This window comes from Streptomyces sp. NPDC085946 (genome assembly GCF_044540485.1).
In the GTDB taxonomy this organism is placed as follows: Bacteria; Actinomycetota; Actinomycetes; order Streptomycetales; family Streptomycetaceae; genus Streptomyces.
In genome coordinates, this window is the sequence record NZ_JBITSF010000001.1 from 471,164 (window position 1) to 494,851 (window position 23,688).

25 protein-coding genes are annotated in these 23,688 nt (G+C 73.4%); 9 read left to right on the forward strand and 16 right to left on the reverse strand.

What is annotated here, in order from left to right:
• Positions 1 to 8 precede the first annotated feature (8 nt).
• A complete protein-coding gene (locus ACIF8T_RS02025; protein ID WP_400030141.1) occupies positions 9 to 362 on the forward strand; it encodes a cytidine deaminase in 354 nt (117 codons plus the stop codon).
• 486 nt (positions 363 to 848) lie between these two features.
• Here the strand turns inward: ACIF8T_RS02025 and ACIF8T_RS02030 are convergent, their stop codons facing one another.
• Both ACIF8T_RS02030 and ACIF8T_RS02035 read right to left on the reverse strand, forming a co-directional pair.
• Positions 849 to 1,187 (reverse strand): P-II family nitrogen regulator, encoded by a 339-nt coding sequence (locus ACIF8T_RS02030; RefSeq protein ID WP_400030143.1) that lies wholly within the window; start codon positions 1,185 to 1,187, stop codon positions 849 to 851.
• A complete protein-coding gene (locus tag ACIF8T_RS02035; protein ID WP_400030145.1) occupies positions 1,184 to 2,494 on the reverse strand; it encodes an ammonium transporter in 1,311 nt (436 codons plus the stop codon). Before ACIF8T_RS02035 ends, ACIF8T_RS02030 begins: the two co-directional genes overlap by 4 nt.
• Positions 2,495 to 2,666: 172 nt before the next feature.
• On the opposite strand from ACIF8T_RS02035, the gene era reads away from it, so the two are divergent.
• Positions 2,667 to 3,620 carry a GTPase Era gene (gene era, locus ACIF8T_RS02040; RefSeq protein ID WP_400030147.1) on the forward strand — a complete coding sequence of 318 codons (954 nt, stop codon included), beginning with the start codon at positions 2,667 to 2,669 and terminating at the stop codon, positions 3,618 to 3,620.
• A 3-nt stretch (positions 3,621 to 3,623) separates the two neighbouring features.
• Here the strand turns inward: era and ACIF8T_RS02045 are convergent, their stop codons facing one another.
• Both ACIF8T_RS02045 and ACIF8T_RS02050 read right to left on the reverse strand, forming a co-directional pair.
• Positions 3,624 to 4,934 (reverse strand): GH1 family beta-glucosidase, encoded by a 1,311-nt coding sequence (locus tag ACIF8T_RS02045; protein WP_400030149.1) that lies wholly within the window; start codon positions 4,932 to 4,934, stop codon positions 3,624 to 3,626.
• 74 nt (positions 4,935 to 5,008) lie between these two features.
• The gene (locus ACIF8T_RS02050; RefSeq protein ID WP_400030151.1) at positions 5,009 to 5,275 is read right to left on the reverse strand and encodes a protealysin inhibitor emfourin; all 267 of its coding nucleotides are present in this window, start codon (positions 5,273 to 5,275) and stop codon (positions 5,009 to 5,011) included.
• Positions 5,276 to 5,644: 369 nt separating this feature from the next.
• Between ACIF8T_RS02050 and leuA the strand changes: the two genes are divergently transcribed.
• A complete protein-coding gene (gene leuA, locus ACIF8T_RS02055; protein WP_400030153.1) occupies positions 5,645 to 7,366 on the forward strand; it encodes a 2-isopropylmalate synthase in 1,722 nt (573 codons plus the stop codon).
• A gap of 184 nt (positions 7,367 to 7,550) precedes the next feature.
• The gene (locus ACIF8T_RS02060) at positions 7,551 to 8,246 is read left to right on the forward strand and encodes a TerB family tellurite resistance protein (protein WP_400030155.1); all 696 of its coding nucleotides are present in this window, start codon (positions 7,551 to 7,553) and stop codon (positions 8,244 to 8,246) included.
• A gap of 48 nt (positions 8,247 to 8,294) precedes the next feature.
• On the opposite strand, the gene ACIF8T_RS02065 is transcribed toward ACIF8T_RS02060, so the two are convergent.
• The 3 genes from ACIF8T_RS02065 to ACIF8T_RS02075 form a co-directional block, all read right to left on the reverse strand.
• Positions 8,295 to 9,230 carry a dihydrodipicolinate synthase family protein gene (locus ACIF8T_RS02065; protein WP_400030157.1) on the reverse strand — a complete coding sequence of 312 codons (936 nt, stop codon included), beginning with the start codon at positions 9,228 to 9,230 and terminating at the stop codon, positions 8,295 to 8,297.
• 193 nt (positions 9,231 to 9,423) lie between these two features.
• Positions 9,424 to 10,386, reverse strand: coding sequence for a hypothetical protein (locus ACIF8T_RS02070; protein ID WP_400030159.1), 963 nt, complete (start codon positions 10,384 to 10,386; stop codon positions 9,424 to 9,426).
• On the reverse strand, positions 10,383 to 10,934 hold the full coding sequence (locus ACIF8T_RS02075) for a SigE family RNA polymerase sigma factor (RefSeq protein WP_400030161.1): 552 nt from the start codon (positions 10,932 to 10,934) through the stop codon (positions 10,383 to 10,385). Before ACIF8T_RS02075 ends, ACIF8T_RS02070 begins: the two co-directional genes overlap by 4 nt.
• A gap of 107 nt (positions 10,935 to 11,041) precedes the next feature.
• Here ACIF8T_RS02075 and ACIF8T_RS02080 point away from each other — a divergent pair, with 107 nt between their 5' ends.
• On the forward strand, positions 11,042 to 11,479 hold the full coding sequence (locus ACIF8T_RS02080; protein WP_400030163.1) for a protein phosphatase: 438 nt from the start codon (positions 11,042 to 11,044) through the stop codon (positions 11,477 to 11,479).
• Here ACIF8T_RS02080 and bla read toward each other — a convergent pair.
• From bla to ACIF8T_RS02105, 5 genes are all read right to left on the reverse strand, one after another.
• On the reverse strand, positions 11,472 to 12,341 hold the full coding sequence (gene bla / locus ACIF8T_RS02085) for a class A beta-lactamase (RefSeq protein ID WP_400030165.1): 870 nt from the start codon (positions 12,339 to 12,341) through the stop codon (positions 11,472 to 11,474). The two genes, ACIF8T_RS02080 and bla, sit on opposite strands and share 8 nt — an antisense overlap.
• A gap of 434 nt (positions 12,342 to 12,775) precedes the next feature.
• Positions 12,776 to 14,029: an alpha/beta hydrolase gene (locus ACIF8T_RS02090; RefSeq protein ID WP_400030167.1), complete on the reverse strand. Its 1,254-nt coding sequence runs from the start codon at positions 14,027 to 14,029 to the stop codon at positions 12,776 to 12,778.
• A 361-nt stretch (positions 14,030 to 14,390) separates the two neighbouring features.
• Positions 14,391 to 15,410, reverse strand: a complete 1,020-nt coding sequence (locus ACIF8T_RS02095; RefSeq protein WP_400030169.1) for a hypothetical protein — start codon at positions 15,408 to 15,410, stop codon at positions 14,391 to 14,393.
• A 125-nt stretch (positions 15,411 to 15,535) separates the two neighbouring features.
• Positions 15,536 to 15,766, reverse strand: coding sequence for a DUF397 domain-containing protein (locus ACIF8T_RS02100; protein ID WP_400030171.1), 231 nt, complete (start codon positions 15,764 to 15,766; stop codon positions 15,536 to 15,538).
• Entirely contained in the window at positions 15,748 to 16,581 is an 834-nt protein-coding gene (locus tag ACIF8T_RS02105) for a helix-turn-helix domain-containing protein (RefSeq protein ID WP_400031461.1), read from the reverse strand. Before ACIF8T_RS02105 ends, ACIF8T_RS02100 begins: the two co-directional genes overlap by 19 nt.
• A gap of 241 nt (positions 16,582 to 16,822) precedes the next feature.
• On the opposite strand from ACIF8T_RS02105, the gene ACIF8T_RS02110 reads away from it, so the two are divergent.
• The 3 genes from ACIF8T_RS02110 to ACIF8T_RS02120 are packed head-to-tail and all read left to right on the forward strand — an operon-like array spanning position 16,823 to position 18,704.
• A complete protein-coding gene (locus ACIF8T_RS02110; RefSeq protein WP_400030173.1) occupies positions 16,823 to 17,038 on the forward strand; it encodes a hypothetical protein in 216 nt (71 codons plus the stop codon).
• 54 nt (positions 17,039 to 17,092) lie between these two features.
• Complete coding sequence (gene recO / locus ACIF8T_RS02115) at positions 17,093 to 17,839, forward strand: DNA repair protein RecO (protein ID WP_400030175.1); 747 nt, start codon at positions 17,093 to 17,095, stop codon at positions 17,837 to 17,839.
• Between the two features lie 25 nt (positions 17,840 to 17,864).
• Positions 17,865 to 18,704 (forward strand): isoprenyl transferase, encoded by an 840-nt coding sequence (locus ACIF8T_RS02120; protein WP_400030177.1) that lies wholly within the window; start codon positions 17,865 to 17,867, stop codon positions 18,702 to 18,704.
• A 118-nt stretch (positions 18,705 to 18,822) separates the two neighbouring features.
• Here ACIF8T_RS02120 and ACIF8T_RS02125 read toward each other — a convergent pair whose 3' ends face one another.
• Genes ACIF8T_RS02125 through ACIF8T_RS02140 form a run of 4 tightly spaced genes read right to left on the reverse strand, consistent with a single transcriptional unit; the run spans position 18,823 to position 21,942 of the window.
• Positions 18,823 to 19,239 (reverse strand): Fur family transcriptional regulator, encoded by a 417-nt coding sequence (locus ACIF8T_RS02125; protein ID WP_400030179.1) that lies wholly within the window; start codon positions 19,237 to 19,239, stop codon positions 18,823 to 18,825.
• 59 nt (positions 19,240 to 19,298) lie between these two features.
• Positions 19,299 to 20,201 carry a metal ABC transporter permease gene (locus ACIF8T_RS02130; RefSeq protein ID WP_400030182.1) on the reverse strand — a complete coding sequence of 301 codons (903 nt, stop codon included), beginning with the start codon at positions 20,199 to 20,201 and terminating at the stop codon, positions 19,299 to 19,301.
• Complete coding sequence (locus ACIF8T_RS02135) at positions 20,201 to 20,968, reverse strand: metal ABC transporter ATP-binding protein (RefSeq protein ID WP_400030184.1); 768 nt, start codon at positions 20,966 to 20,968, stop codon at positions 20,201 to 20,203. Before ACIF8T_RS02135 ends, ACIF8T_RS02130 begins: the two co-directional genes overlap by 1 nt.
• A 20-nt stretch (positions 20,969 to 20,988) precedes the next feature.
• Complete coding sequence (locus tag ACIF8T_RS02140) at positions 20,989 to 21,942, reverse strand: metal ABC transporter substrate-binding protein (RefSeq protein WP_400030186.1); 954 nt, start codon at positions 21,940 to 21,942, stop codon at positions 20,989 to 20,991.
• A 215-nt stretch (positions 21,943 to 22,157) separates the two neighbouring features.
• Between ACIF8T_RS02140 and ACIF8T_RS02145 the strand changes: the two genes are divergently transcribed.
• The gene (locus ACIF8T_RS02145) at positions 22,158 to 23,540 is read left to right on the forward strand and encodes a glycine--tRNA ligase (protein ID WP_400030188.1); all 1,383 of its coding nucleotides are present in this window, start codon (positions 22,158 to 22,160) and stop codon (positions 23,538 to 23,540) included.
• Positions 23,541 to 23,688: the final 148 nt, after the last annotated feature.

Genomic DNA, 23,688 nt, shown 5'->3' on the forward strand with positions numbered 1-23,688 from the left:
CTCGGCTCATGACCGACAGCAGCACGCTCGACCCCGAGGACCGCAAGATCGTCACCCTGGCCCGTTCCGCGCGGGCCCGCAACGGCGTCCCGGAGGGCGCCGCCGTGCGCGACGACACCGGGCGGACGTACGTGGCGGGGACCGTCGCCCTGGACTCGCTGCGGCTCAGCGCCCTGCGCACGGCGGTGGCGATGGCGGTGGCCTCGGGTGCCACGTCCCTGGAGGCGGCGGCGGTGGTGACCGAGGCCGGGGCCGTGGCGGAGGAGGACCTGGCGGCCGTCCGGGACCTGGGCGGCCCGAAGACGCCGGTGCTGCTCGCCGCCCCGGACGGATCGGTCCGGACGACGGTGACCGCCGGCTGACGTACGGCCGGTCCCACTCCACGGGACGGAGCCGGAGGCCGCGCGAGGGGCGGGCCCCTCGCGGCGGGCGCGGCCCTGACGGCCGGCTCCCCCGCGGCCTGCGCGGCGGCCCCGGGCGCCGTCGCGGTCACCCCCGCGACGGTGACGGTCACCGCCGGCCGCGGCGCCTGCGGCGCGGGCACGCTCACCGCGACGCGGCACGGCCGCGCCCCTGACGCTGACGTCCTCCGCGCTCACCGCCCCGGTGAAGGCCGCCCGGACCCGGTCGCCGCCGCCCTCACCCCGGTGAAGGCGGGCGGCGGCACCGTCGGGTCCGCCGGACGCGGGAACCCGGCGACGGCCGCCGGTGACCCGGTCACGATCGGCCGCTCGACGGCACGGTGACCGCCGGTGACCGCCGGAGGGCCGCGGCGGCGCCCTGCGGACGGCCCTCTTCGGCGTCACCGTCACGCGGTCACGCGCCGGGCGGCCGGGCCGGCCGGTCGCCTACAGCGCGTCCGGGCCGCGCTCGCCCGTGCGGACCCGGACGACCGTGTCGACGGGCACCGCCCAGACCTTGCCGTCGCCGATCTTGCCGGTGTGCGCGGCCTTGACGACCGCGTCGATGACGGCGTCGGCCTCCGCGTCCCCGACGACGACCTCGATGCGGACCTTGGGCACCAGGTCGACCTGGTACTCGGCGCCGCGGTACACCTCGGTGTGGCCGCGCTGCCGGCCGTAGCCGCTGGCCTCGGTGACGGTCAGGCCCTGCACGCCGAGTTCCTGCAGGGCGGTCTTGACCTCGTCGAGTCGGTACGGCTTGACGATCGCGGTGATGAGCTTCATGCCTGGCTCTTGACCTTCTGCGCGGTGGTGACGGGGGAGGAACCGACCGGGGCGCCGTGGCCCAGGACCCCGTGATCGTAGGCGGTCTCGGCGTGCACCGTAAGGTCGAGGCCGGTGTGCTCCTGCTCCTCGTCGGCGCGGAAGCCCAGCGTGGCGTCGATCAGCCTGCCGAGGCCGTACGTCACGGCGAAGGCGTACGCCGCGACCACGGCCACGGCCACCACCTGCCGGCCGAGCTGGGCGAGGCCGCCGCCGTACAGCAGCCCTTCCGCGCCGCCGGTCATGGAACCGGCCGCGAAGACGCCGATGAGGACGGTGCCGATCACCCCGCCGACCAGGTGGACGCCGACGACGTCGAGGGAGTCGTCGTAGTTCAGCCTGAACTTCCAGCCCACGGCGTAGGAGCAGACCACGCCGGCGGCGAGACCGACGGCCAGGGCGCCGAGCAGGGAGACCGAACCGCAGGACGGGGTGATGGCGACCAGGCCCGCGACCGCGCCGGAGGCGGCGCCGAGGGTGGTGGGGTGACCGTCGCGCCGCTGCTCGACGAAGAGCCAGCCGAGCAGGCCGGTGCAGCCGGCCGCGAGGGTGTTGAGGAAGACCGCGGCGGCCAGGCCGTCGGCCCTCAGCGCCGAGCCGGCGTTGAAGCCGAACCAGCCGAACCAGAGCAGACCGGCGCCCAGCACCACCATGGGCAGGTTGTGCGGGCGCATCGCCTCCTTCTTGAAGCCGAGGCGGGGGCCGAGCACCAGGCACAGGGCGAGACCGGAGGCGCCGGAGGTGATCTCGACGGGCAGACCGCCGGCGAAGTCCAGGGCGCCGAGCCGTTCGAGGATCCAGCCGCCCGGCCCCCAGGTCCAGTGCGCCACGGGAACGTACACGACCAGCGTCCACACGGGCACGAACACCAGCCAGGCGCCGAACTTGGCACGGTCGGCGATCGCGCCGCTGATCAGGGCGGCCGTGACGACCGCGAAGGTGAGCTGGAAGGTGGCGAAGAGCAGGGTCGGGACGGTGCCGTGCACGCTGTCCGGGCCGATCCCGGACAGGCCCGCGTGGTCGAGGCCGCCGATGAGCCCGGCGAAGGCGTCCTCGCCGAAGGCGAGGGAGTAGCCGGCGGCCAGCCACACGACGGTGACCAGGGCGATCGACACGAAGCTCATCATCAGCATGTTGAGGACGCTCTTCGTGCGGACCATGCCGCCGTAGAACAGGGCCAGGCCCGGGGTCATCAGCAGCACGAGGGCGGTGGCGGCGAGCAGCCAGGCGGTGTCGCCGGTGTCGAGGGGGGACGCGGCCAGGTTCACGGTGTCTCCAACGGGGAGGGGTCCGTCAGAGGGTCACGGGCGCGGGTTTCCGCTCGCGTACGGGTGTGTTTCCGTGACGTTTCGTTGCGGACGGGTTTCCGGAACCTCACCGTGCGCGGCGCGGACGGACGGCGGTGCGGCGGGGCTCCGGCGATCAGGGAGAATGGGCGCCATGAGCGTTCGTACCCCGTCATCCGAGCAGCCCGGCGACACCGTTCACCGGGCCGGCTTCGCCTGCTTCGTGGGCCGCCCCAACGCGGGCAAGTCCACCCTCACGAACGCGCTGGTCGGCCAGAAGGTGGCGATCACCGCCAACCAGCCGCAGACCACGCGGCACACGGTCCGCGGCATCGTGCACCGGCCCGACGCCCAGCTGATCCTGGTGGACACCCCGGGACTGCACAAGCCGCGCACGCTGCTGGGCGAGCGGCTCAACGACGTCGTGCGCACCACCTGGGCCGAGGTCGACGTGATCGGCTTCTGCCTGCCCGCCAACGAGAAGATCGGCCCCGGCGACCGGTTCATCGCCAAGGAGCTGGCGTCGATCAGGAAGACGCCGAAGATCGCGATCGTCACCAAGACCGACCTGGTCGACAGCAAGACGCTCGCCGAACAGCTCATCGCCATCGACCAGCTCGGCAAGGAGCTCGGCTTCGAGTGGGCCGAGATCGTCCCGGTGTCCGCGGTCGGCGGCCGGCAGGTCGACCTGCTGGCCGACCTGCTCGTGCCGCTGCTCCCGGAGGGCCCGGCCCTCTACCCCGAGGGCGACCTGACCGACGAGCCCGAGCAGGTCATGATCGCGGAGCTGATCCGGGAGGCCGCGCTGGAGGGCGTCCGCGACGAGCTGCCGCACTCCATCGCCGTGGTGGTGGAGGAGATGCTCCCGCGCCCGGACCGCCCGGCGGACAAGCCGCTGCTGGACATCCACGCCAACCTCTTCATCGAGCGCCCCAGCCAGAAGGGCATCATCATCGGCCCCAAGGGCAAGCGCCTGAAGGAGGTCGGCATCAAGTCGCGCAAGCAGATCGAGGCGCTGCTGGGCACCCCCGTCTTCCTCGACCTGCACGTGAAGGTCGCCAAGGACTGGCAGCGGGACCCCAAGCAGCTGCGCCGCCTGGGCTTCTGAGGCTCAGCGCTGGGCCCGCAGCACCTCGCGGAACCAGCCGTAGGACGCCTTCGGGGTCCGTTCCAGCGTCGCGAAGTCCACGTGGACCAGCCCGAAGCGCCGGGCGTAGCCCTCCGCCCACTCGAAGTTGTCCAGCAGCGACCACACGAAGTACCCGCGGACGTCGACGCCCGCCTCCAGCGCCCGGTGCAGGGCGCGGAGGTGGCCGTCGAGGTAGGCGATGCGCTCCTGGTCGTCGACGCCCGGGTAGCTGCATCCGTTCTCGGTGACGACGACCGGCGGCAGGCGGTCGCCGTAGCGGTCGCGGAAGCCGGTGAGCAGTTCCGTCAGTCCCTCCGGGACGACCGGCCAGCCGAAGTCGGTCACCGGGCGGCCCTCGATCTCCCGCAGGGAGAAGGGGAGTCCGGCTGGCAGCGGCACTCCGCCGGACTCCGCCGGCCCGGCCTGCGGGGCGCCGACCCGCGCGGGCGCGTAGTAGTTGACCCCGTACCAGTCCAGCGGCTCGGCGATGACCTCCAGGTCGGCCGCGACGTCGCCGGGCATCAGCTCGCCGACGCCGTCCGGGTAGCGGCCCAGCAGCAGCGGGTCGGCGAACAGGCGGTTCAGCAGGACGTCGTAGAACTCCGCCGCCTCGACGTCCTCCTTCTCGCCGGACGCGGGCCAGGTCGGACCGTGCGAGTTGGCGATGCCGATGTCCGTGGCGCCGGACGCGCGCAGCGCCCGCACGGCCAGGCCGTGGGCGAGCAGTTGGTGGTGGGCGGCGGGCAGCGCGTCGAAGAGCAGCCGCCGGCCGGGGGCGTGCACGCCGAGCGCGTGGCCGAGCAGGGTGTGCTCGGCGGGTTCGTTGAGGGTGATCCACTTCTGGACGCGGTCGCCGAGGCGGCCGGCGACCGTGGCGGCGTACGCGGCGAACCGCTCCGCCGTGTCCCGCTCCAGCCAGTCGAGTCCCAGCGGCAGGTCCCAGTGGAACAGCGTCGGCACCGGGCGGACGCCCGCCGCGCACAGGTCGTCCACCAGCCGGTCGTAGAAGCCGATGCCGCCCGAGAGCACCCGGGGCCAGGAGACCGAGAAGCGGTACGCGCTCACGCCGAGGTCCGCCAGCAGGGCCACGTCCTCGCGGTGACGGTGGCAGTGGTCGCAGGCCACGGCCGCCGTCGAGCCGTCCTTGATCCGCCCCGGCTCGGCCGCGAAGGCGTCCCAGACCGAGGGCCCGCGCTCGTCGGCCGCCCCCTCGATCTGGTGCGCCGAGGTCGACACGCCCCACAGGAAGCCGGCCGGGAAGCGGGGGAGCGGGGGGTGCGCGTCGGTCGCCATGCGCCGGATCATCCGCAGCGGCGGCCCGCGAAGTCAACGCCCCGACGGGAAGCGGCGGTTGCGCGGGGGCCGGTTCAGGCCCCCTCCCCCAGGACGCGCGAGACCAGCTCGCGCTGCTCCTTCGTCAGGCGGGGGTCCGCGCAGTACACGGTCCGCCCGTCCACGGTGATCCGGTAGCCGAAGCCGTCCGGGACCCCGGCCGGCGGGGCGGCCCGGCCCGCGGCGACCGCCCGCTCGGCCAGGGCGTGCCACTCGGGCGCGTCGGCGCGCCCCGCGGTGTCCACCTCGGCGCGGCGCTCGCCGCCCGCGAACCCGCCCGTGCGCCTCACCTGTATCCGCATGCCCCCTGTCTAGTACGGAACCGGCGGCCCGCCCACCCCGCCTCACCCGTGCCGCGCCGGGCGGGGGCACGGCCGCTCGCGGCGGCCGTGAGCAGGGAGGACGCCGGTGCCGGCCGGCGCGCGGAGCCGCCGAAGTGGCATGGAGCACGTTTCGCCCCTTTTGTGCGCGCGGTCCCGCATACTGGAACGGATCCCCGCACCCGGGAGGAGCTCGGCTAGCATGCTGCGCATCATGCGTTTCGGGCTGCTTCTCCTTAGCTGCCGCGGCGAGGGCCTGTAGTCGAGGCCGACCCCCTCCCCGCGGAGTCTGGCGCTGCGCCGTCGGCCGTCCCTTCCGGACACGCGGACCTCACGAGGAGCCCACGCATCATGGCCAACCGCCAGCAGCCCAGTTCCATGCCGATCCACAAGTACGGCCGCTACGAGCAGGTCGACATCCCCGACCGCACCTGGCCCGACAAGCGGATCACCGCCGCCCCCCGCTGGCTTTCCACCGACCTGCGCGACGGCAACCAGTCCCTGATCGACCCGATGTCGCCCGCCCGCAAGCGCGCGATGTTCGACCTGCTGGTCAAGATGGGCTACAAGGAGATCGAGGTCGGCTTCCCGGCCTCCGGCCAGACCGACTTCGACTTCGTGCGCTCGATCATCGAGGAGGAGGGCGCGATCCCCGAGGACGTCACGATCTCCGTCCTCACCCAGGCCCGCGAGGACCTGATCGAGCGGACCGTGGAGTCCCTGCGCGGCGCCCACCGCGCCACCGTGCACCTGTACAACGCCACCGCCCCGGTCTTCCGCCGGGTCGTCTTCCGCGGCTCCAGGGACGACATCAGGCAGATCGCCGTCGACGGCACGCGGCTGGTCATGGAGTACGCGGAGAAGCTGCTGGGTCCCGAGACGCACTTCGGCTACCAGTACAGCCCCGAGATCTTCACCGACACCGAGCTGGACTTCGCGCTGGAGGTCTGCGAGTCGGTGATGGACGTGTGGCAGCCCGGCCCGGACCGCGAGATCATCCTCAACCTGCCCGCCACGGTGGAGCGTTCGACGCCGTCCACGCACGCCGACCGCTTCGAGTGGATGGGTCGCAACCTCTCCCGCCGCGAGTACGTCTGCCTGTCGGTGCACCCGCACAACGACCGCGGCACCGCCGTCGCCGCCGCCGAGCTGGCGCTGATGGCCGGCGCCGACCGCGTCGAGGGCTGCCTGTTCGGCCAGGGCGAGCGCACCGGCAACGTCGACCTGGTCACCCTGGGCATGAACCTGTTCTCCCAGGGCGTCGACCCGCAGATCGACTTCTCCGACATCGACGAGATCCGCCGTACGTGGGAGTACTGCAACCAGATGGAGGTCCACCCGCGCCACCCGTACGTGGGCGACCTGGTCTACACGTCCTTCTCCGGCTCCCACCAGGACGCCATCAAGAAGGGCTTCGACGCCATGGAGGCCGACGCCAGGGCCCGGGGCGTCACCGTCGACGACATCGAGTGGGCGGTCCCCTACCTGCCGATCGACCCGAAGGACGTCGGCCGCTCCTACGAGGCGGTCATCCGGGTCAACTCGCAGTCCGGCAAGGGCGGTATCGCCTACGTCCTGAAGAACGACCACAAGCTGGACCTGCCGCGCCGGATGCAGATCGAGTTCTCGAAGATCATCCAGGCGAAGACGGACGCCGAGGGCGGCGAGGTCACGCCGAAGGACATCTGGGCGGTCTTCCAGGACGAGTACCTGCCCAACCCGGAGAACCCCTGGGGCCGCATCCAGGTCAAGAACGGCCAGTCGACGACCGACCGGGACGGCGTGGACACCCTCACCGTCGAGGCCACCGTCGACGGCGCCGACACCGTCCTGACCGGCACCGGCAACGGTCCGATCTCGGCCTTCTTCGACGCGCTGCAGTCCGTCGGCGTCGACGTACGCCTGCTGGACTACCAGGAGCACACGATGAGCGAGGGCGCCTCCGCGCAGGCCGCCTCCTACATCGAGTGCGCCATCGACGGCAAGGTCCTGTGGGGCATCGGAATCGACGCGAACACCACGCGCGCCTCCCTGAAGGCGGTCGTCTCCGCCGTCAACCGCGCGTCCCGCTGACCAGCCGGATCGGCGATTTGCGGGCTCCGTCCACCGTTGTCCGGTGGACGGAGCCCCGTCGTATACCGGCCAATTGCTGTGGAGGTCACGGAAAGGTCTCCTCCGGGGTACTGACTCCGGCTCGCTGATGTGGCTAACATCACGCCAGCGCGGCGATGTTGCCGTGGGGTTACGGAGGTGCGACGTGCTGCCAGGACGGGGACGAAACGGCCGTGCCGCCAGGCTTGCGCGCCTCCTGGGCACCCGTACCGCGTGGACCGCCGTCGGCGACGGGGAGTTCTTCTGCCCCGGCTGCGGCGGCGACCGCAACTACCAGCGGCTGACCGGACAGCGCCGCTTCACCCTGCTCGGCGTGCCCGTGGTGCCGCGCGGCGAGACCGGCCCGGTCGTCGAGTGCGCGGCCTGCCGCCGCCACTTCGGCACCGACGTCCTGGACCACCCGACCACCACCCGTTTCTCCGCGATGCTCCGCGACGCCGTCCACACGGTCGCCCTCGCGGTGCTCGCCGCGGGCGGCGTCGGCTCCCGTACGGCCCTGGAGACGGCCGTCGGCGGGGTGCGCGCGGCCGGCTTCACCGACTGCACCGAGGAGCAGCTCGCCGCCCTCGTCGAGGCGCTGGCGGCGGACACCGGCCGGATCACCGGGGAGCCCTGCGGCGCGAGCCTGGCCATAGAGCTGCACGAGGCGCTGGACCCGCTGGCCCCGTACCTCGCCCCCACCGGCCGCGAGTCGATCCTGCTCCAGGGCGCCCGCATCGCCCTGGCCGACGGCCCCTACACCCCCGCCGAGCGGGACGCGCTGGCCACGGTCGGGGCCGCGCTGACCATCTGCGCGGACGAGGTGACGCGGCTGCTGGCGGCGGCGCGGACGCCGTCGTAGGGAACCGGCAGGGGATGCCGGGACCGGGGCGGCCCGCGTCCCCGCCCCCTACAGCAGCCCCGCCGCCGCGAGGTACTCGCGCACCCGTCCCACCTCGTCCGCCGACAGCGGCACCTGCGGTGCGGCCGTCACCGGGCAGTCGATGACGCCGCGCAGGTGCAGGGCCGCCTTGAAGGCGCCGATGGCCGAGGAACCGGCGCCCATGCGGGCCGGGTCGCCGGCCGAGACCAGGCCGAACAGGGCGCACAGCCGCTCCTGTTCGGCGCGGGCCCCCTCCGCGTCGCCCGCGCGGTGCAGCCGGTCGAGGCGGACGTAGCCGTGCGGGTCGACGTTGGCCAGGCCGGGCACCGCCCCGTCGGCGCCGAGCGCGAGGGCCGCGTCGACGAGCAGCTCGGAACCGGTCAGGACGCTGAAGCTGGCGAGGTCCGGGTGCTCGCGGGCGCCGGTCACGACCGCGCGGAACCCGGCCAGGTCCCCGCTGGAGTCCTTCAGCCCGGCGAGGACGCCGTCGGCGGCCAGCTCCAGCACCAGGCGGGCGGGCAGCTCGGTGTGCACGGCGGACGGGATGTCGTAGGCGAGGACCGGGACCGGGGAGGCGGCGGCGACCCGGCGGTAGTGGCGGGCGATCTCCGCGGGGTGGGTGCGGGCGTAGAACGGCGCCGTGACGACGACGGCGTCCGCGCCCGCCGCCGCGGCCGACGCCACGTGCTCCGCCACCCGGGGCGTCGACATGTCGATGGCACCTGCCAGCACCGGCAGCTCCCCGCCCACGTGGGCGGTCACCGACTCCACCACCAGAGCGCGCTGCCGGTCCGTCAGGTACGCCGCCTCCGACGTCGACCCGAGCACGAACAGGCCGTGCACCCCGGCCGCCACCAGATGGTCGACCAGCCGGAGCAGGGAGGCCACGTCCACCTCGCCGTCCGGTGTCAGGGGCGTGCAGACGGGCGGGACGACACCGGTCAGCGGGGCGGGCAGCGGCATGAGGCCTCCAACGGGTTGCTCCGGCGCACGAGGTCGCGGATCGCCTCGTCCTCCTGGACAGGATGGTGGCAGCGGCGGCGGAGCACCGGGGCCGACGCGGCCGGGACGTCCGGAACCGGCCGCCCGCCCGCACCGGGCCGGGAGGATCCGGGCGGGGCGCCGTCCCCGGCGCGGCACCCCGCCCGGACGGGTGTCACGGCAGGGTGCGCGAGTAGGCCCGGTCGTCGTCGGAGTCGTAGACCAGCTTGCCCCCGGCGTCGTAGCCCTTGATGTGCGGGGCGAGCGTCACCTGCTCGGTGAGGACGCCGACGGCCGCGAACCAGCCGCGGTCCAGGACCGCCTCGCTGGTCCGGCCGCCGTAGTCCACGGTGACCCGGGCCACCGACGGGTCGACCCGGCCGACGCTGCCCCAGCGGAAGGGCAGCTTCCAGCGACCCTTGTCGAGGACCGACTGCATGTACAGCTTCTGCCCGTTGTCGTCCGGCCGGACCGGGCCGGCGTCCGGTACCCCGGATTCGCCGCGGGTCACGTTGATGCCCGCGACCTCGCCGTCCTTCACGGTGCAGATGATCCGGACGGGCACCGGCCGCTCCTTCACGGCGACGACGAAGTGGCCGTCCCCCGGCGCGTTGCTGTCCCCGGTGCTCCTCATCGCGAGCAGCACGCGGTAGCCGGCGCTGTCGCCCAGGTCCGTGCCGGCCCGGTCCCCGGGCGTGTGGGCCCGGTCGTAGGCGAGGCACGCCTCCAGGCCGGACGCGGCCCGCTCGTACGTGATGCCGTCCAGCAACTGGCCGCCGGTCGCGGGGCGGGCCGGGCCGGACGGCGCCGTGGACGGGCTCGGCGCCGCCGAGCTCACCGACGGACCGGGGGCCGCCGTGTCCGTGCCTGGACCGCCGGTGCCGGTCAGCGCGTACGCCCCCACGGGCACCGTCGCCAGGGCCGCCAGCACCGCCCCGGTCGCCGCCGCGCGCCGCCGCCGCTCCACCACGCCCCGGCGCCGCACCGCCGGATAGGGCGCCGGGGACGGCCGGACGGTGTACGCGTCCTCGGCGAGCAGCTCCCGCAGACGCTCCTCGAACTCCGTCCCGGCGGTCTCCTCCCGCGCCCGCTCCCCGCTCCGCCGCAGCTCGTCGTCCCGCCGCTGGTCCCCGCTCACCTGCTGCCTCCCTGCCCGCCCGCCGCGGCCCGGCCGGGGGCGGACCCGGCCGCCACCCGGGCGAGCCCCGGAAACGTACGCAACTTCGCCAGTCCCTTGGACGCCTGGCTCTTGACCGTGCCCGTCGAGCAGCCGAGCACCTCGGCGACCTCGGCCTCGGACAGGTCCTCCCAGTACCGCATCACCACCACCGCGCGCTGCCGCGGCGGCAGTCCGGCCAGCGCCGTCAGCAGCGCGCCGCGCTCGTCCGCCCGCGACACCGCGTCGTCGGGCCCCGCCCGCTCCGGCGGGGCCGCCGTCAGCGCCTCCGCGACCCGGCGCTTGCGGAACCGGTCGCTGTTGCAGCTGACCAGCATCCGGCGGACGTACGCCTCCGGGTTGTCGCTGCGCGACACCCGCCGCCACGAGCGGTACGCCTTCGCCAGCGCCGTCTGCGTCAGGTCCTCGGCGTGGTGCACATCGCCCGTCAGCAGGTACGCGGTGCGCACCAGATGGTTCCAGCGCGCGCGGACGAACTCCTGGAAACGGGCCTCTTCTTCGGCTTGCATCGGTCACCCCCTCGCCCCACAGACCACCGCTTCGGCCGATCCGGTTGCCCGGTCCGCGCGGACGGGAGTGAATGGGAGGGACGGCGGTGACCGGAGAGGGGCGGGGCATGGACGCGCTGTGGGACGAACGGGACCCGGGGGTGCTGCGGCTGCCGTCCGGGCGGCTGGTGCGCGGCCGGGCCCTGCGCCGCCCCCTCGACCCGGCCGCGCCCGCCCCGGCGTACGGCGTCTACCTGCTGGGCCGCCGGCCGCCGCCGGTGCCCTGGGAGGCCCGCTGGATCCGCTGGCCCGACTTCCGCCTCCCGGCGGACCGGGAGGCGGCGCGGGCGGAACTGGCCCGGGCGTGGCGGCGGGCCGCCGTCGAGCGCGTCGAGATCGCCTGCGGCGGCGGACGCGGCCGCACCGGGACGGCCCTGGCCTGCCTGGCCGTCCTGGACGGCGTGCCGGCCGGGGAGGCGGTGGCGTACGTCCGCGCCGCCTACGACCGGCACGCCGTGGAGACGCCGTGGCAGCGGCGCTACGTGCGCGGGTTCGGCGTCACGTGAGGGCGTCCGCCAGCACGGCCGCCGCCTCGGCGACGAGCGGGTGGTCCCACGGCGCCCCGGGGTCCGGCTTCGTCGACTGGATCGCCAGGACGAGCGGGGTGCCGTCCGGCGTCCAGGCGACACCCACGTCGTTGTTGGTGCCGTAGGAGCCGGCGCCGGTCTTGTCGGCGACCGTCCAGTCCGGCGGCAGGCCCGCCCGGAGCCGGTTGCCGCTGGTGGTGTTGGTCAGCAGCCAGTGCGTGAGGAGGGCGCGGTCCCGGCGGCCCAGCGCGTCGCCGAGGACGAGACGGGCGTACGTGCGGCCGATCGCGCGGGGGCTCGTGGTGTCCGTGGTCCGCCACGGCTCGGCCGAGTTGAGCTCGGTCTCCCAGCGGTCCAGCCGGGTCACCGGGTCGCCGAGCGAGCGGGCGAAGCGGGTGACGGCGGTGGGGCCGCCCAGCTCGCGCAGCAGCAGGTTGCCCGCGCCGTTGTCGCTGAACCGGATGGCCACGTCGCACAGTTCGGCGACCGTCATGCCGTCGGCGAGGTGCTCGCGGGTCTTGTCGGAGCCCTCCTTCGGCAGGTCGGCCTCCGTGTAGTGGATCCGGCGGGACAGCACCTCGCCGTCGCGGTCCAGGTCGCGCAGGACGGCGGCGGCCGCCAGGGGCTTGAACAGCGAGCAGATCGGGAAGAGTTCGTCGGCGCGGTGCCGCACGGTCCTCTTCGTCCGGAGGTTGCGGGCGTAGACGCCCAGCCGGGCGCCGTGCTCCTGCTCCAGCGCCCGCAGGCGCGCGGTGGCGCCGTCCTGCGCGCGGGCGGGCGTCGCCGTCAGCAGGGCGGCCGCCGTGGCGGTGCCGGCCGCGAGCAGCGTCCGGCGGGTCATCGGGGAGGGGGCTGCGCTTGAGATGTCGCTCTCCTCGGCTCGGAACGTCCAACGATCTCTCCCCGTGACCGACGCCGCGCCCCCCGTTCCCGGTTGCTCGTCGCGGCCGGCGCCGCGACGCCCGGCCCCGGTCACTACGGTCTGTCTGGCCATTCCCGCCCGTCCCGTGACGCCCGGCACGTCGAGAGCACGCACCTGACGCCGCGAGACCGCCCTCCGGGCGACGACGGGAATCGTCAGGCAGCCCCCAGGGGCTGTCGTTCGGATCACGCCGCGGACGCGGGGCCCGGCACGCGCATCCGCAGCGTTGTCGTCGGTCGCCGGTGCTCCGCATCGCCGCCCTCCTCCGCCTTGCGGCTACACGCACCGGGCCCCGCTCACCGGCGCCGACGACCTACAGTCGATTCCCCGCGACCTGATCCGAACGACAGCCCCTAGCAGTCGACGTCCTGCCGCGGCCGCTCGCCGGTCGCCAGGAAGCGGGAGACGACGCGGTCGCCGCACGGGGTGCCGTTGCGGAGGTAGGAGCCGTGGCCGGTGGAGTCCACGGTCACCATGACGGCCCGTCCGCCCAGGGCCGCGCGGAGCGCGCGGGCACCGGCGAGCGGGGTGGCCACGTCCCGCGCGTTCTGCACGAGCAGGATGTTCGACGGCCCCCGGCCGGTGATCCGCACCGGCGCCTGCCGCGGCGGGTACGGCCAGGCCGCGCACACCAGGGCGTTGCGCGGCATGCCCGCGGTGAGCGGGTGCTTCACCCGGCTCTCGGCGACGTCCTTCTCGTACGCGGCGGCCGTGCGGGGCCACGCGACGTCGTTGCACAGGGTGGCCGCGCCGACCGCGACGGTGTCCTGCCGGACGAGGGCCGGCGGGGCGGGGAGGTCCGTACCCTGCCGGGCGGCCAGGATCAGCCTCGCCAGCACCGGGTAGGCACCGGGGTCCTGGAAGGCGTCCAGCATGGTCTGGCGCAGCACGTTGCCGTTCAGTTCCGCCGGGGTGGCGCCGGGCCAGGGGAGCGGCTCGCGGTCCAGGCGGGCGGCCAGCCGCAGGAACGCCGGCCGCACCTCGGCCGCCGTGCCGGCCAGGCGGAGGTCGTTGCCCGGGTCGGACGCCCACGCGGCGAAGTGCGGGAACACGTCCTCGACACCGGTCTCGTACGCGGCGAGCCAGCCGCGCGCCACCCGGGCGGGGTCGGGGTCGTCGTTGCTGTCGAGCACGACGCGGTCGGTGCGGTGCGGGAACAACTGGCTGTAGACCGCGCCGACATACGTGCCGTACGACACCCCCCACGCGGACATCCTGCGCTCGCCGAGCGCGGCCCGGATGCGGTCCAGGTCGCGGGCGTTGGTGACGGTGTCGATGTGCCGGATCAGCTCGCCCCCGTTGCGGGCGCAGGCGTCGGACACGCGCCGGGCGGTGGTGAGGTTCTCCGTGATCGAGCCGTCGGGGGCGGGCCAGGGCCGCAGCCGGGTGACGGCGAGGTCGCCGGGCTCCAGGCCGCAGCCGGCGGTGGTGGAGGGTGCCATCCCGCGCGGGGCGAACCCGATCAGGTCGTAGGCGTCGCGCACCTCCTGCGGCAGCTTCTGCCCCTTGCCGGACGGGGCGTCGAGGCTGGTGCCGCCGGGCCCGCCGGGGATGAGGAACAGCGCGCCGCGGCGGGCCTCGGGGTTCTCGCCGGGGATCCGGGACACGGCGAGGGAGATGCGCGGGCCGCCGGGGTCGGCGTAGTCCAGCGGGACCCGGAGGGTGGCGCACTGCTGGCGCGGGTCGGGGGCGGTGGGGCCGGTGCGGTCGCACGGCTTCCAGTCGAGCGGGGGAGCGGGCGCGGCGGCGGGCCGGGCCGTGACCGCCGAGGAGGCCAGCGGCGGTGAGGGCGGCGAGGGCCGCCGAGACGGCGACGAAGGTGACGTAGGCGGCGTTGCGACGGGTCTGCCGGGCTCGTGTGATCGGCTGCATGCCGAAGAGCCTCGCGGATCGCCGCGGACGGCCCCATCCGGCGAACGGGCCTGTCGCTACGGGGGTTTACCCCCCGCCGGGTCCGCCCGCCGCCGCTCAGCCCCGCAGCCCGCCCTCGCACTGCTGCGGGATCGTGGTGGCCGTCGAGGCGTTCAGGCCGGAGAGGGCCCGGTCGCACGCCCGCCACTTCGCCGTCGGGCCCTGCTCCGTCTCCCGGACCGTCCTCACGGTCAGCGTCAGCCGCGTCAGTACCTGGTGGGCCTGCTCCTTGACGGCCGTCGGCGTCCTCCCGTTGACGACGATGCGCGACACGGTCTCGATCGGCGCGGTGACGTTCGCGAGCTGCTTCTTCTCCACCCGCGACGAGCCCGAGCCCCGGACGGCCACCAGCACGGCGGTCTGCTCCTGCACGGCCCCCCGCAGCGCGGTCCTCGTCTTCGGCGGCACCTTCGGCGCCCGGAGCGCCTGCACGGTGACCCGCACGTGGACGGAGACCCGCGCGAGGGCCTGGCGCACCGTCACCGACACCCGCACGTCGACGATCACCTTGGCCGAGGCCGTCAGTTCCTCGACGCAGTCGGACAGCACCGCCTTGTCCGCCGCGGACGTCCGCGGGGCCTTCAGCGCCTCCACCGTGAGGATGACCGACGTACTGACCTCGACGGCCGCCTTCTGCACCGGCGCGGGTCCGGTCACGGCCTCGTCCAGCAGGGCGGCCAGCTCGTTCAGGTAGCCCTTCACCTCGTCGGGCGTGCCCGGGTCCCCGGAGAGCTCGTCCACCTCGTCCTTCGCCTCGGCGGGCGTGGTGGGCGTGGGCAGGGGCGTCGCCTCGCCGGTCCCGGACGGGGAGTCCTCCCCCGTGGTCGTCCCGCCGGTCGGCGTGTCCTCGGTGGGGGTGTCCTCCCGGGTGGTGGGGTCCTCGGTGGGCGTGCCCTCCCCGGCCGTGGTCTCCGGTCCGGGCGGTGTCGGAGTGGGCTGGGCCGGGGCCGCCGCGCCTCGCGCGAGGTCCGGGGAGGCCGTCAGTGCACCGGCCGCCCCGGTCGGCAGCGCGAGCGCCGCGGCCAGGCAGGCCGCGCCGGCAGCGAGGGGGAACCGCCGACGGGTGTTCTCGGGCATGCTGGTTCCAGGTGCGCTGTGCGGTGTGCGGATGCGCCCTCGCGGACCACGACGGTCAGGGGCGGGGGAATCCGCGGCCCGTCGGTGCAGGCGCTCCATGCACAACTGTTCGCCCGCCCGCCCCGTCACGCAACTCGGGCACCACGGGCTCCGCCCGGCGCCGGCCGGCCCGCGGCCCGCACGAACGCGGTCCAGGCGTCCGCCCCGACGAGCAGCACCGGCCCACCCACGACCTTGCTGTCCCGCACGGGGACGACACGGGGGAATCCGTCGGCCACCTCGACGCAGCTTCCGCCTTCGCCGTTGCTGTAAGTGCTCCTACGCCAGGACACGTTGCTCAGGTCGAACTCGGGCATCGTCTGTAGTCCTCAACCGCCGACTCGATCAGGGTCAGGGACGCCTCCGGCGACAGCGCGGCGACCCTGAGCAGATCGTAAGCGCGCTGCGCTCGCTTCACCACGGCCGGATCATCGACCAGCACGCCCGAGAACGACGTCTCCGTATAGGCGACCGGTGGCGCGTCCCCGAACTCCATGAGTTGCAGCATCCCGCCCATGGACGGATGGGCTCCGACCGCGTACGGAAGCACCGTGACCAGGACCGAGCGTTGCCGCAGGAGTCCGGCGATGTGCTCCAACTGCTCGGACATGGCCTGCCTGCCGCCCACCGGCACACGGAGCACGCACTCGTGCAGTGTCACCCAGTACTCGGGCCTCGTAGGGCCCTTGAGGGTCTGGGCCCGCTCCAATCGGCCGGTGACCATCTCCTCGACGTAGTCGTCCGTGACGAACGGGTTGGCCGCAATCGTCACCGCTCGGGCGTATGCGGGTGTCTGAAGGAGGCCCGGCACCAACGACGGCGCGAACTCGCAGATCTTCATGGCCCGCTTCTCGAGCTCCACCACCTCCGCGAAGTAATCCGCATACCGCTTGTCATCAATCAACTTCCTGCACAGCCGCTCGAAAATACCGTCGGTTTGCAGGACCTCGTCAATCCGCTGGGCGATATCCAGTTGGGGTTTTCGAATCGCCTGCTCGAACTGCCCGATATAAGCGCCGGACACGAAGACCCGCGCCCCCAGCTCCACCTGCGTGAACCCCGCCTCCTCACGGCGTCGCCGCAGCTCCGCCCCGAAGAACTCCCACGCCGCCTGCCGCGAACCATTGGCCATCGCCGAACCCCTTTGCACAGCCCCGCACTTGTAGGGCACAGACGCTTCACGAGTGTAGGCGCGCAGCGTCACCATGGAGGCGCGAAGAGTGAAAACAAAAACAGGAGGGGAGCACGGTGACAGCACGCCCCCCGGCGCTCGGCGCCGGAGAAGAGGAGGAAGTAGTGAAAGAATTGCGGACGGAACTCACCGGCGCCGGAATTCCCCTGCCCCCGGAGGGCCTGCCCGCGGCGGTGCTCCGGTGAAGCCGCCCCTGGGGGCGTACGTGGTGGACCTCCGCACGGAACGCGTCGGCATCGTCACGGGGCATGAGGGGCCCCGTGTCCGGCTGCGGCCGTACGGCGGGGGCCGGGAGTGGGACGCGGACCCGGGCGCCGTCCGCCACGCGACGCCCGCCGAGCGACTGCGCGCCGCGACGGCGTACGCCAACGCGCGCAGCCGCGGCGAGGTCCCGTGACGGGCCGGACGCGGGCCGGACCGGGGAGCCGCGCGGGTAGGCGAGAATGGCTCCATGAGTCTGTTCCGCGACGACGGCATCGTGCTGCGCACCCAGAAGCTGGGTGAGGCGGACCGGATCATCACGCTGCTCACGCGCGGTCACGGACGCGTACGCGCGGTGGCCAGGGGCGTGCGCCGGACGAAGTCGAAGTTCGGTGCGCGCCTCGAACCGTTCTCCCACGTCGACGTCCAGTTCTTCACCAAGGGCAGCGAGCTGGTCGGGCGCGGGCTGCCGCTGTGTACGCAGAGCGAGACCATCGCGCCGTACGGCGGCGGGATCGTCACCGACTACGCGCGGTACACCGCCGGGACGGCCATGCTGGAGACGGCGGAGCGGTTCACCGACCACGAGGGCGAGCCGGCCGTGCAGCAGTACCTGCTGCTGGTCGGCGCGCTGCGCACCCTCGCCCGGGGCGAGCACGCGCCGCACCTCGTCCTCGACGCGTTCCTGCTGCGCTCGCTCGCGGTCAACGGCTACGCGCCGAGCTTCGGCGACTGCGCGAAGTGCGGCATGCCCGGTCCGAACCGGTTCTTCTCGGTCGCGTCGGGCGGTTCGGTCTGCGTCGACTGCCGGGTGCCCGGCAGCGTCGTACCCTCGCCGCAGGCCCTGGCGCTCCTCGGCGCGCTGCTCACGGGAGACTGGGAGACCGCGGACGCGTGCGAGCCGCGGTACGTCCGGGAGGGCAGCGGACTGGTGTCCGCCTACCTGCACTGGCACCTGGAGCGCGGGCTGCGCTCCCTTCGGTACGTGGAAAAGTAAGCGAGTCTGAGGAGACGAGAAGCACATGGCCGTACGCGGGTTCCTGGGGCGTCAGCGCCGCGAGTACAGGACGCCGGAGCCGCACCCGTCCGGCGCGCGGCCCCCGAAGCTCCCCGGTGAGCTGGTCCCTGGCCATGTGGCGATCGTCATGGACGGCAACGGGCGGTGGGCCAAGGAGCGCGGGCTGCCGCGCACCGAGGGGCACAAGGTGGGCGCCGAGCGGGTGCTGGACGTGCTCCAGGGCGCGATCGAGATGGGCGTCGGGTCGATCTCCCTGTACGCCTTCTCCACCGAGAACTGGAAGCGCTCGCCCGAGGAGGTGCGCTTCCTCATGAACTTCAACCGGGACTTCATCCGCAAGACCCGCGACCAGCTCGACGAGCTCGGGGTGCGGGTGCGCTGGGTGGGGCGGATGCCGAAGCTGTGGCGGTCGGTGGCCAAGGAGCTCCAGATCGCCCAGGAGCAGACCAAGGACAACGACCGGCTCACGCTGTACTTCTGCATGAACTACGGCGGCCGTGCGGAGATCGCGGACGCGGCCAAGGCGCTGGCGGAGGACGTGAAGGCCGGCCGGCTCGACCCGGCGAAGGTCACCGAGAAGACCGTCGCGAAGTACCTGTACTACCCGGACATGCCGGACGTGGACCTGTTCCTGCGGCCGAGCGGCGAGCAGCGCACCTCCAACTACCTGCTGTGGCAGAGCGCGTACGCCGAGATGGTCTTCCAGGACGTGCTGTGGCCGGACTTCGACCGCCGCGACCTGTGGCGGGCCTGCCTGGAGTACGCCTCCCGCGACCGCCGCTTCGGCGGCGCCGTCCCGAACGAGGAGCTGCTCGCCATGGAGGGCCGGCAGCCCGAGGCCTGAGCGGCGGGGACGGGGCGGAGCGGCCGCGCGGGCCGCTCGGCCGGCACCCGCCGGGTCCGGGCCCCGTCCACCGGCACGGGTCCGTCCCCGGGGCCGCGGGGACGGCCGCCCGCGCGCACTACGCGGAAGCGGTCGCGCACTCCGCGCACGTCCCGAAGATCTCCACCGTGTGGGCCACGTTCACGTAGCCGTGCTCGGCCGCGATGGCCTCCGCCCACTTCTCCACGGCCGGGCCCTCGACCTCCACCGCCTTGCCGCAGGTGCGGCAGACCAGGTGGTGGTGGTGATCGCCGGTGGAGCAGCGGCGGTAGACGGACTCGCCGTCCGCGGTGCGCAGCACGTCGACCTCGCCGGCGTCGGCGAGGGACTGCAGGGTGCGGTAGACCGTGGTGAGCCCGACCGAGTCGCCCTTGTGCTTGAGCATGTCGTGGAGTTCCTGCGCGCTGCGGAACTCCTCGACCTCTTCCAGGGCCGCCGCCACGGCGGCACGCTGCCGGGTGGCGCGGCCCTTCACGGGCGGTCCAGCGGTCGTCACCGTTGCCTCCTACGTCTGCCTGATGCCCGGGTCATTGTGCCAGCCCGGGCCCGGCGCGGTCAGACGCCGATCCCGTCCCCGGCCCCCCGGCTGGCCGGAATCGCGCACTCCGCGGGGTCCGCTTCGGGCCGCGCGGCGGCCTGCGCGCGGGCGCGGCGACGGGCCAGCGGCGCCGCCAGCGCGGTGAGCAGCAGGAACGCCCCGATGGTCAGCAGCACGATCGTCGCGCCGGGCGGCACGTCCTGGTAGTACGACGTGACGGTGCCGCCGATCGTCACGCTCACGCCGATCGCCACGGCGATCGCGAACGTCGCCGCGAAGCTGCGGCTGAGCTGCTGCGCGGCGGCCACCGGGACCACCATCAGCGCGGACACCAGCAGCAGGCCGACCACGCGCATGGCGACCGTCACCGTCACCGCCGCCGTGACCGCCGTCAGCAGGTTCAGGGCGCGCACCGGCAGGCCCGTCACCCGCGCGAACTCCTCGTCCTGGCTGACCGCGAACAGCTGCCGGCGCAGGCCCAGGGTGACGAGCACCACGAAGGCGGCCAGCAGGCAGATCGCCGTCACGTCCGACTCCGACACCGTCGACAGCGAGCCGAACAGGTACGACGTCAGGTTGGCGTTGGAGCCCGTCGGCGCCAGGTTGATGAACATCACGCCGCCGGCCATGCCGCCGTAGAACAGCATCGCGAGGGCGATGTCGCCGCGGGTGCGGCCGTACCAGCGGATCAGCTCCATGAGGACCGCGCCGAGGACGGAGACCAGCGTCGCCATCCACACCGGGGACCAGGACAGCAGGAAGCCGAGGCCGACGCCGGTCATGGCCACGTGGCCGATGCCGTCGCCCATCAGGGCCTGGCGGCGCTGGACGAGGTAGATGCCGACGGCGGGGGCGGTGATGCCGACCAGGACGGCGGCGATCAGCGCCCGCTGCATGAAGGCGTAGTCGAGGAAGTCCATCAGCTCAGCAGTCCCGTGCGGATCGGTTCGGCGCCCGCCGGTGCGTGCGGGTGTACGTGGTCGTGGCCGGGCAGCGCGTGCTGGCCGACCGCCTCGGGCGGCGGGCCGTCGTGCACCACGCAGCCGTCGCGCAGGACGACCGCCCGGTCGATCAGGGGCTCCAGCGGGCCCAGTTCGTGCAGGACCAGCAGCACGGTCGTGCCCCGGGAGACCTGCTCGCGCAGGGTGTCCGCGAGGACCTCCTGGCTGGCCAGGTCGACGCCCGCCATCGGCTCGTCCATGATCAGCAGCTCGGGCTCGGGGGCGAGCGCCCGGGCGATGAGCACGCGCTGGTGCTGGCCGCCGGACAGGGCGCCGACCGAGTCCTTCGCCCGGTCCGCCATGCCGACCAGGTCCAGGGCGCGGCGGACGGCCTCGCGGTCCTGCGCGCGGAAGACGCCGAAGCGGGTGCGCGACAGGCGGCCCGAGGAGACCACCTCGGTCACCGTGGCGGGCACCCCGCCCGCGGCGGTGGTGCGCTGCGGCACGTAGCCCACGCGCGACCAGGCGCGGAACCGTCCGCGGGGTGTGCCGAACAGTTCGATCTCGCCGGCGCTGACCGGCACCTGGCCGATCACGCTGCGCACGGCGGTCGACTTGCCGGAACCGTTCGCGCCGAGCAGCGCGACGACCTCACCGCGGCGCACGGTGAGGTCGATGCCGCGCAGGACGGGGCGCGAGCCCAGTTCCGCGCGCACCCCGCGCAGGGATATGACGGGCTCGGTCATGCCGTCCTCCGATGGGTCGATCACTGGGCTCCCAGAGCCGCTCGCAGGGCCTTGAGGTTCGCTTCCATGACCTGGAAGTAGTCGTCGCCGCGGGACCGGTCGGTGATGCCCTCGACCGGGTCGAGGACGTCGGTCTTCAGGTTCGCGTCCCTGGCGAGCGTCTTGGCGGTCTTGTCGGAAACCAGTGTCTCGTAGAACACCGTGGTCACGCCGTCCGCCTTCGCCTCCTGCTGGAGCTCCTTGACGCGGGCCCCGCTCGGCTCGCTGTCCGGGTCCAGGCCGGAGATGGCCTCCTGGGTCAGGCCGTAGCGGTGGGCGAGGTAGCCGAAGGCGGCGTGGTTGGTGAAGAACACCTTGGTCTTCGTGTTCTTCAGGCCGTCCTCGAAGGCGGTGTCCAGGTCGCCGAGCTTCCCTACCAGGGCCTCGGTGTTCTTCCTGTAGTCGGCCGCGTGGTCGGGGTCGGCCTTCTCCAGGGCCTTGCCCACGCCCTCGGCGATCTCGGCGTACTTCACCGGGTCGAGCCAGACGTGCGGGTCGAGGGCGTGCTCCTCCTCGGAGCCCTCCTCGGCGCCGTGGTCGTGGCCGTCCTCGGTGCCGAGCTCCTCCAGCTCGGTCAGCGTCCCCGCGTCGATCTTCGTCCTGACGCCGGACTGGGCGACGGCCTCGTCGACGTTGGGCTGGAGGCCCTTCAGGTACAGCGCGGCGTCGGACTCCTCCAGCTGCGCCCGCTGCCGGGTGCTGATCTCCAGGTCGTGCGGCTCCTGGCCGGGCTCGGTGAGGCTGGTGACCCGCACGTGGCTCCCGCCGATCTCCTCGGCGAGGAAGGCCATCGGGTAGAACGACGCGACGACGTCGAACTTCTCCGAGTCGCCGGCCGCCTCGCTGTCGCCGGAGCATGCGGAGAGGGTCCCGAGCGCGAGGGCGGTGGCCGCCGCGACCGCGATCCCGGATATGTGCTGTCGTCGTACGTTCATGACAGTCATTTTCAGACGACATGGAAACCATTGTCAACAAAGCCGGTCAGAGGCCCTGCGGAGGCCAGGGAGCGAACCGGCGAAAGCCGCGAAGGGCCCAGCGCGGGCCGTGAGCGGGTACCTGATTTGGTCGAGGGGCAGCCCCCGCCGGTAACCTGAAGCATTCGCTGGAAGCATCGCGCTTCGTCGCCCGTCGTCGTAATGAAGAGAGCACCGTGGCCGCCGACAAGATCGACACCATCGTCAGCCTGAGCAAGCGCCGTGGCTTCGTATTCCCCTGCAGTGAGATCTACGGCGGCCAGCGTGCCGCCTGGGACTACGGGCCGCTGGGTGTCGAGCTCAAGGAGAACCTCAAGCGCCAGTGGTGGCGCTACATGGTGACGTCGCGCGAGGACGTGGTCGGCATCGACTCGTCCGTGATCCTGGCCCCCGAGGTCTGGGTCGCCTCCGGCCACGTCGCCACCTTCACCGACCCGCTCACCGAGTGCACCTCCTGCCACAAGCGGTTCCGCGCGGACCACCTGGAGGAGGCGTACGAGGAGAAGAAGGGCCGCGCCCCCGAGAACGGCATGGCCGACATCAACTGCCCCAACTGCGGCACCAAGGGCCAGTTCACCGAGCCCAAGCAGTTCTCGGGCCTGCTGTCGACCCACCTCGGCCCCACCCAGGACTCCGGCTCCATCGCCTACCTGCGCCCCGAGACCGCCCAGGGCATCTTCACCAACTTCGCCCAGGTGCAGACCACTTCGCGCCGCAAGCCGCCGTTCGGCATCGCCCAGATGGGCAAGTCGTTCCGCAACGAGATCACGCCGGGCAACTTCATCTTCCGCACCCGCGAGTTCGAGCAGATGGAGATGGAGTTCTTCGTCAAGCCGGGCGAGGACGAGAAGTGGCAGGAGTACTGGATGGAGCAGCGCTGGAACTGGTACACCGGCCTGGGTCTCCGTGAGGAGAACATGCGCTGGTACGAGCACCCCAAGGAGAAGCTCTCCCACTACTCCAAGCGCACCGCCGACATCGAGTACCGCTTCCAGTTCGGCGGCAGCGAGTGGGGCGAGCTGGAGGGTGTCGCCAACCGCACCGACTACGACCTCGGCGCCCACTCCAAGGCCTCCGGCCAGGACCTCTCCTACTTCGACCAGGAGGCCGGCGAGCGCTGGACGCCGTACGTCATCGAGCCCGCGGCCGGTGTCGGCCGCGCGATGCTGGCGTTCCTGCTCGACGCCTACGTCGAGGACGAGGCGCCCAACGCCAAGGGCAAGATGGAGAAGCGCACCGTGCTGCGCCTGGACCACCGCCTCGCCCCGGTGAAGGTCGCGGTGCTCCCGCTGTCCCGCAACCCGGAGCTGTCGCCGAAGGCCAAGGGCCTCGCCCAGGCGCTGCGCCAGCACTGGAACATCGAGTTCGACGACGCCGGCGCGATCGGCCGCCGCTACCGCCGCCAGGACGAGATCGGCACGCCGTACTGCGTCACCGTCGACTTCGACACCCTGGAGGACAACGCCGTCACCGTGCGCGAGCGCGACTCCATGAAGCAGGAGCGCGTCTCCCTCGACCAGATCGAGGGCTACCTGGCCGCCCGCCTGATCGGCTGCTAGGACCGCGCCGCCCCGCGCGCACCGGCCCCCGCCACGGGTCCCGCTGAGGACCCGTGCCGGGGGCCTTCGCGTGCCCGGGCTCCCCCGGAGCCGCCGCGCGGGCCGGGTCCCGCCGCCCGGACGGGGCCGCCCTGTCCTGCCGCTTGCC

Bases quoted from the DNA above. Each gene is read 5' to 3' on its own strand.
- ACIF8T_RS02025 (WP_400030141.1), top strand. From the start codon at position 9: ATGACCGACAGCAGCACGCTCGACCCCGAGGACCGCAAGATCGTCACC.
- ACIF8T_RS02030 (WP_400030143.1), bottom strand. From the start codon at position 1,187: ATGAAGCTCATCACCGCGATCGTCAAGCCGTACCGACTCGACGAGGTC.
- era (WP_400030147.1), top strand. From the start codon at position 2,667: ATGAGCGTTCGTACCCCGTCATCCGAGCAGCCCGGCGACACCGTTCAC.
- ACIF8T_RS02045 (WP_400030149.1), bottom strand. From the start codon at position 4,934: ATGGCGACCGACGCGCACCCCCCGCTCCCCCGCTTCCCGGCCGGCTTC.
- ACIF8T_RS02050 (WP_400030151.1), bottom strand. From the start codon at position 5,275: ATGCGGATACAGGTGAGGCGCACGGGCGGGTTCGCGGGCGGCGAGCGC.
- leuA (WP_400030153.1), top strand. From the start codon at position 5,645: ATGGCCAACCGCCAGCAGCCCAGTTCCATGCCGATCCACAAGTACGGC.
- ACIF8T_RS02065 (WP_400030157.1), bottom strand. From the start codon at position 9,230: ATGCCGCTGCCCGCCCCGCTGACCGGTGTCGTCCCGCCCGTCTGCACG.
- ACIF8T_RS02075 (WP_400030161.1), bottom strand. From the start codon at position 10,934: ATGCAAGCCGAAGAAGAGGCCCGTTTCCAGGAGTTCGTCCGCGCGCGC.
- ACIF8T_RS02080 (WP_400030163.1), top strand. From the start codon at position 11,042: ATGGACGCGCTGTGGGACGAACGGGACCCGGGGGTGCTGCGGCTGCCG.
- bla (WP_400030165.1), bottom strand. From the start codon at position 12,341: ATGACCCGCCGGACGCTGCTCGCGGCCGGCACCGCCACGGCGGCCGCC.
- ACIF8T_RS02095 (WP_400030169.1), bottom strand. From the start codon at position 15,410: ATGCCCGAGAACACCCGTCGGCGGTTCCCCCTCGCTGCCGGCGCGGCC.
- ACIF8T_RS02100 (WP_400030171.1), bottom strand. From the start codon at position 15,766: ATGCCCGAGTTCGACCTGAGCAACGTGTCCTGGCGTAGGAGCACTTAC.
- ACIF8T_RS02105 (WP_400031461.1), bottom strand. From the start codon at position 16,581: ATGGCCAATGGTTCGCGGCAGGCGGCGTGGGAGTTCTTCGGGGCGGAG.
- recO (WP_400030175.1), top strand. From the start codon at position 17,093: ATGAGTCTGTTCCGCGACGACGGCATCGTGCTGCGCACCCAGAAGCTG.
- ACIF8T_RS02120 (WP_400030177.1), top strand. From the start codon at position 17,865: ATGGCCGTACGCGGGTTCCTGGGGCGTCAGCGCCGCGAGTACAGGACG.
- ACIF8T_RS02130 (WP_400030182.1), bottom strand. From the start codon at position 20,201: ATGGACTTCCTCGACTACGCCTTCATGCAGCGGGCGCTGATCGCCGCC.
- ACIF8T_RS02135 (WP_400030184.1), bottom strand. From the start codon at position 20,968: ATGACCGAGCCCGTCATATCCCTGCGCGGGGTGCGCGCGGAACTGGGC.
- ACIF8T_RS02140 (WP_400030186.1), bottom strand. From the start codon at position 21,942: ATGAACGTACGACGACAGCACATATCCGGGATCGCGGTCGCGGCGGCC.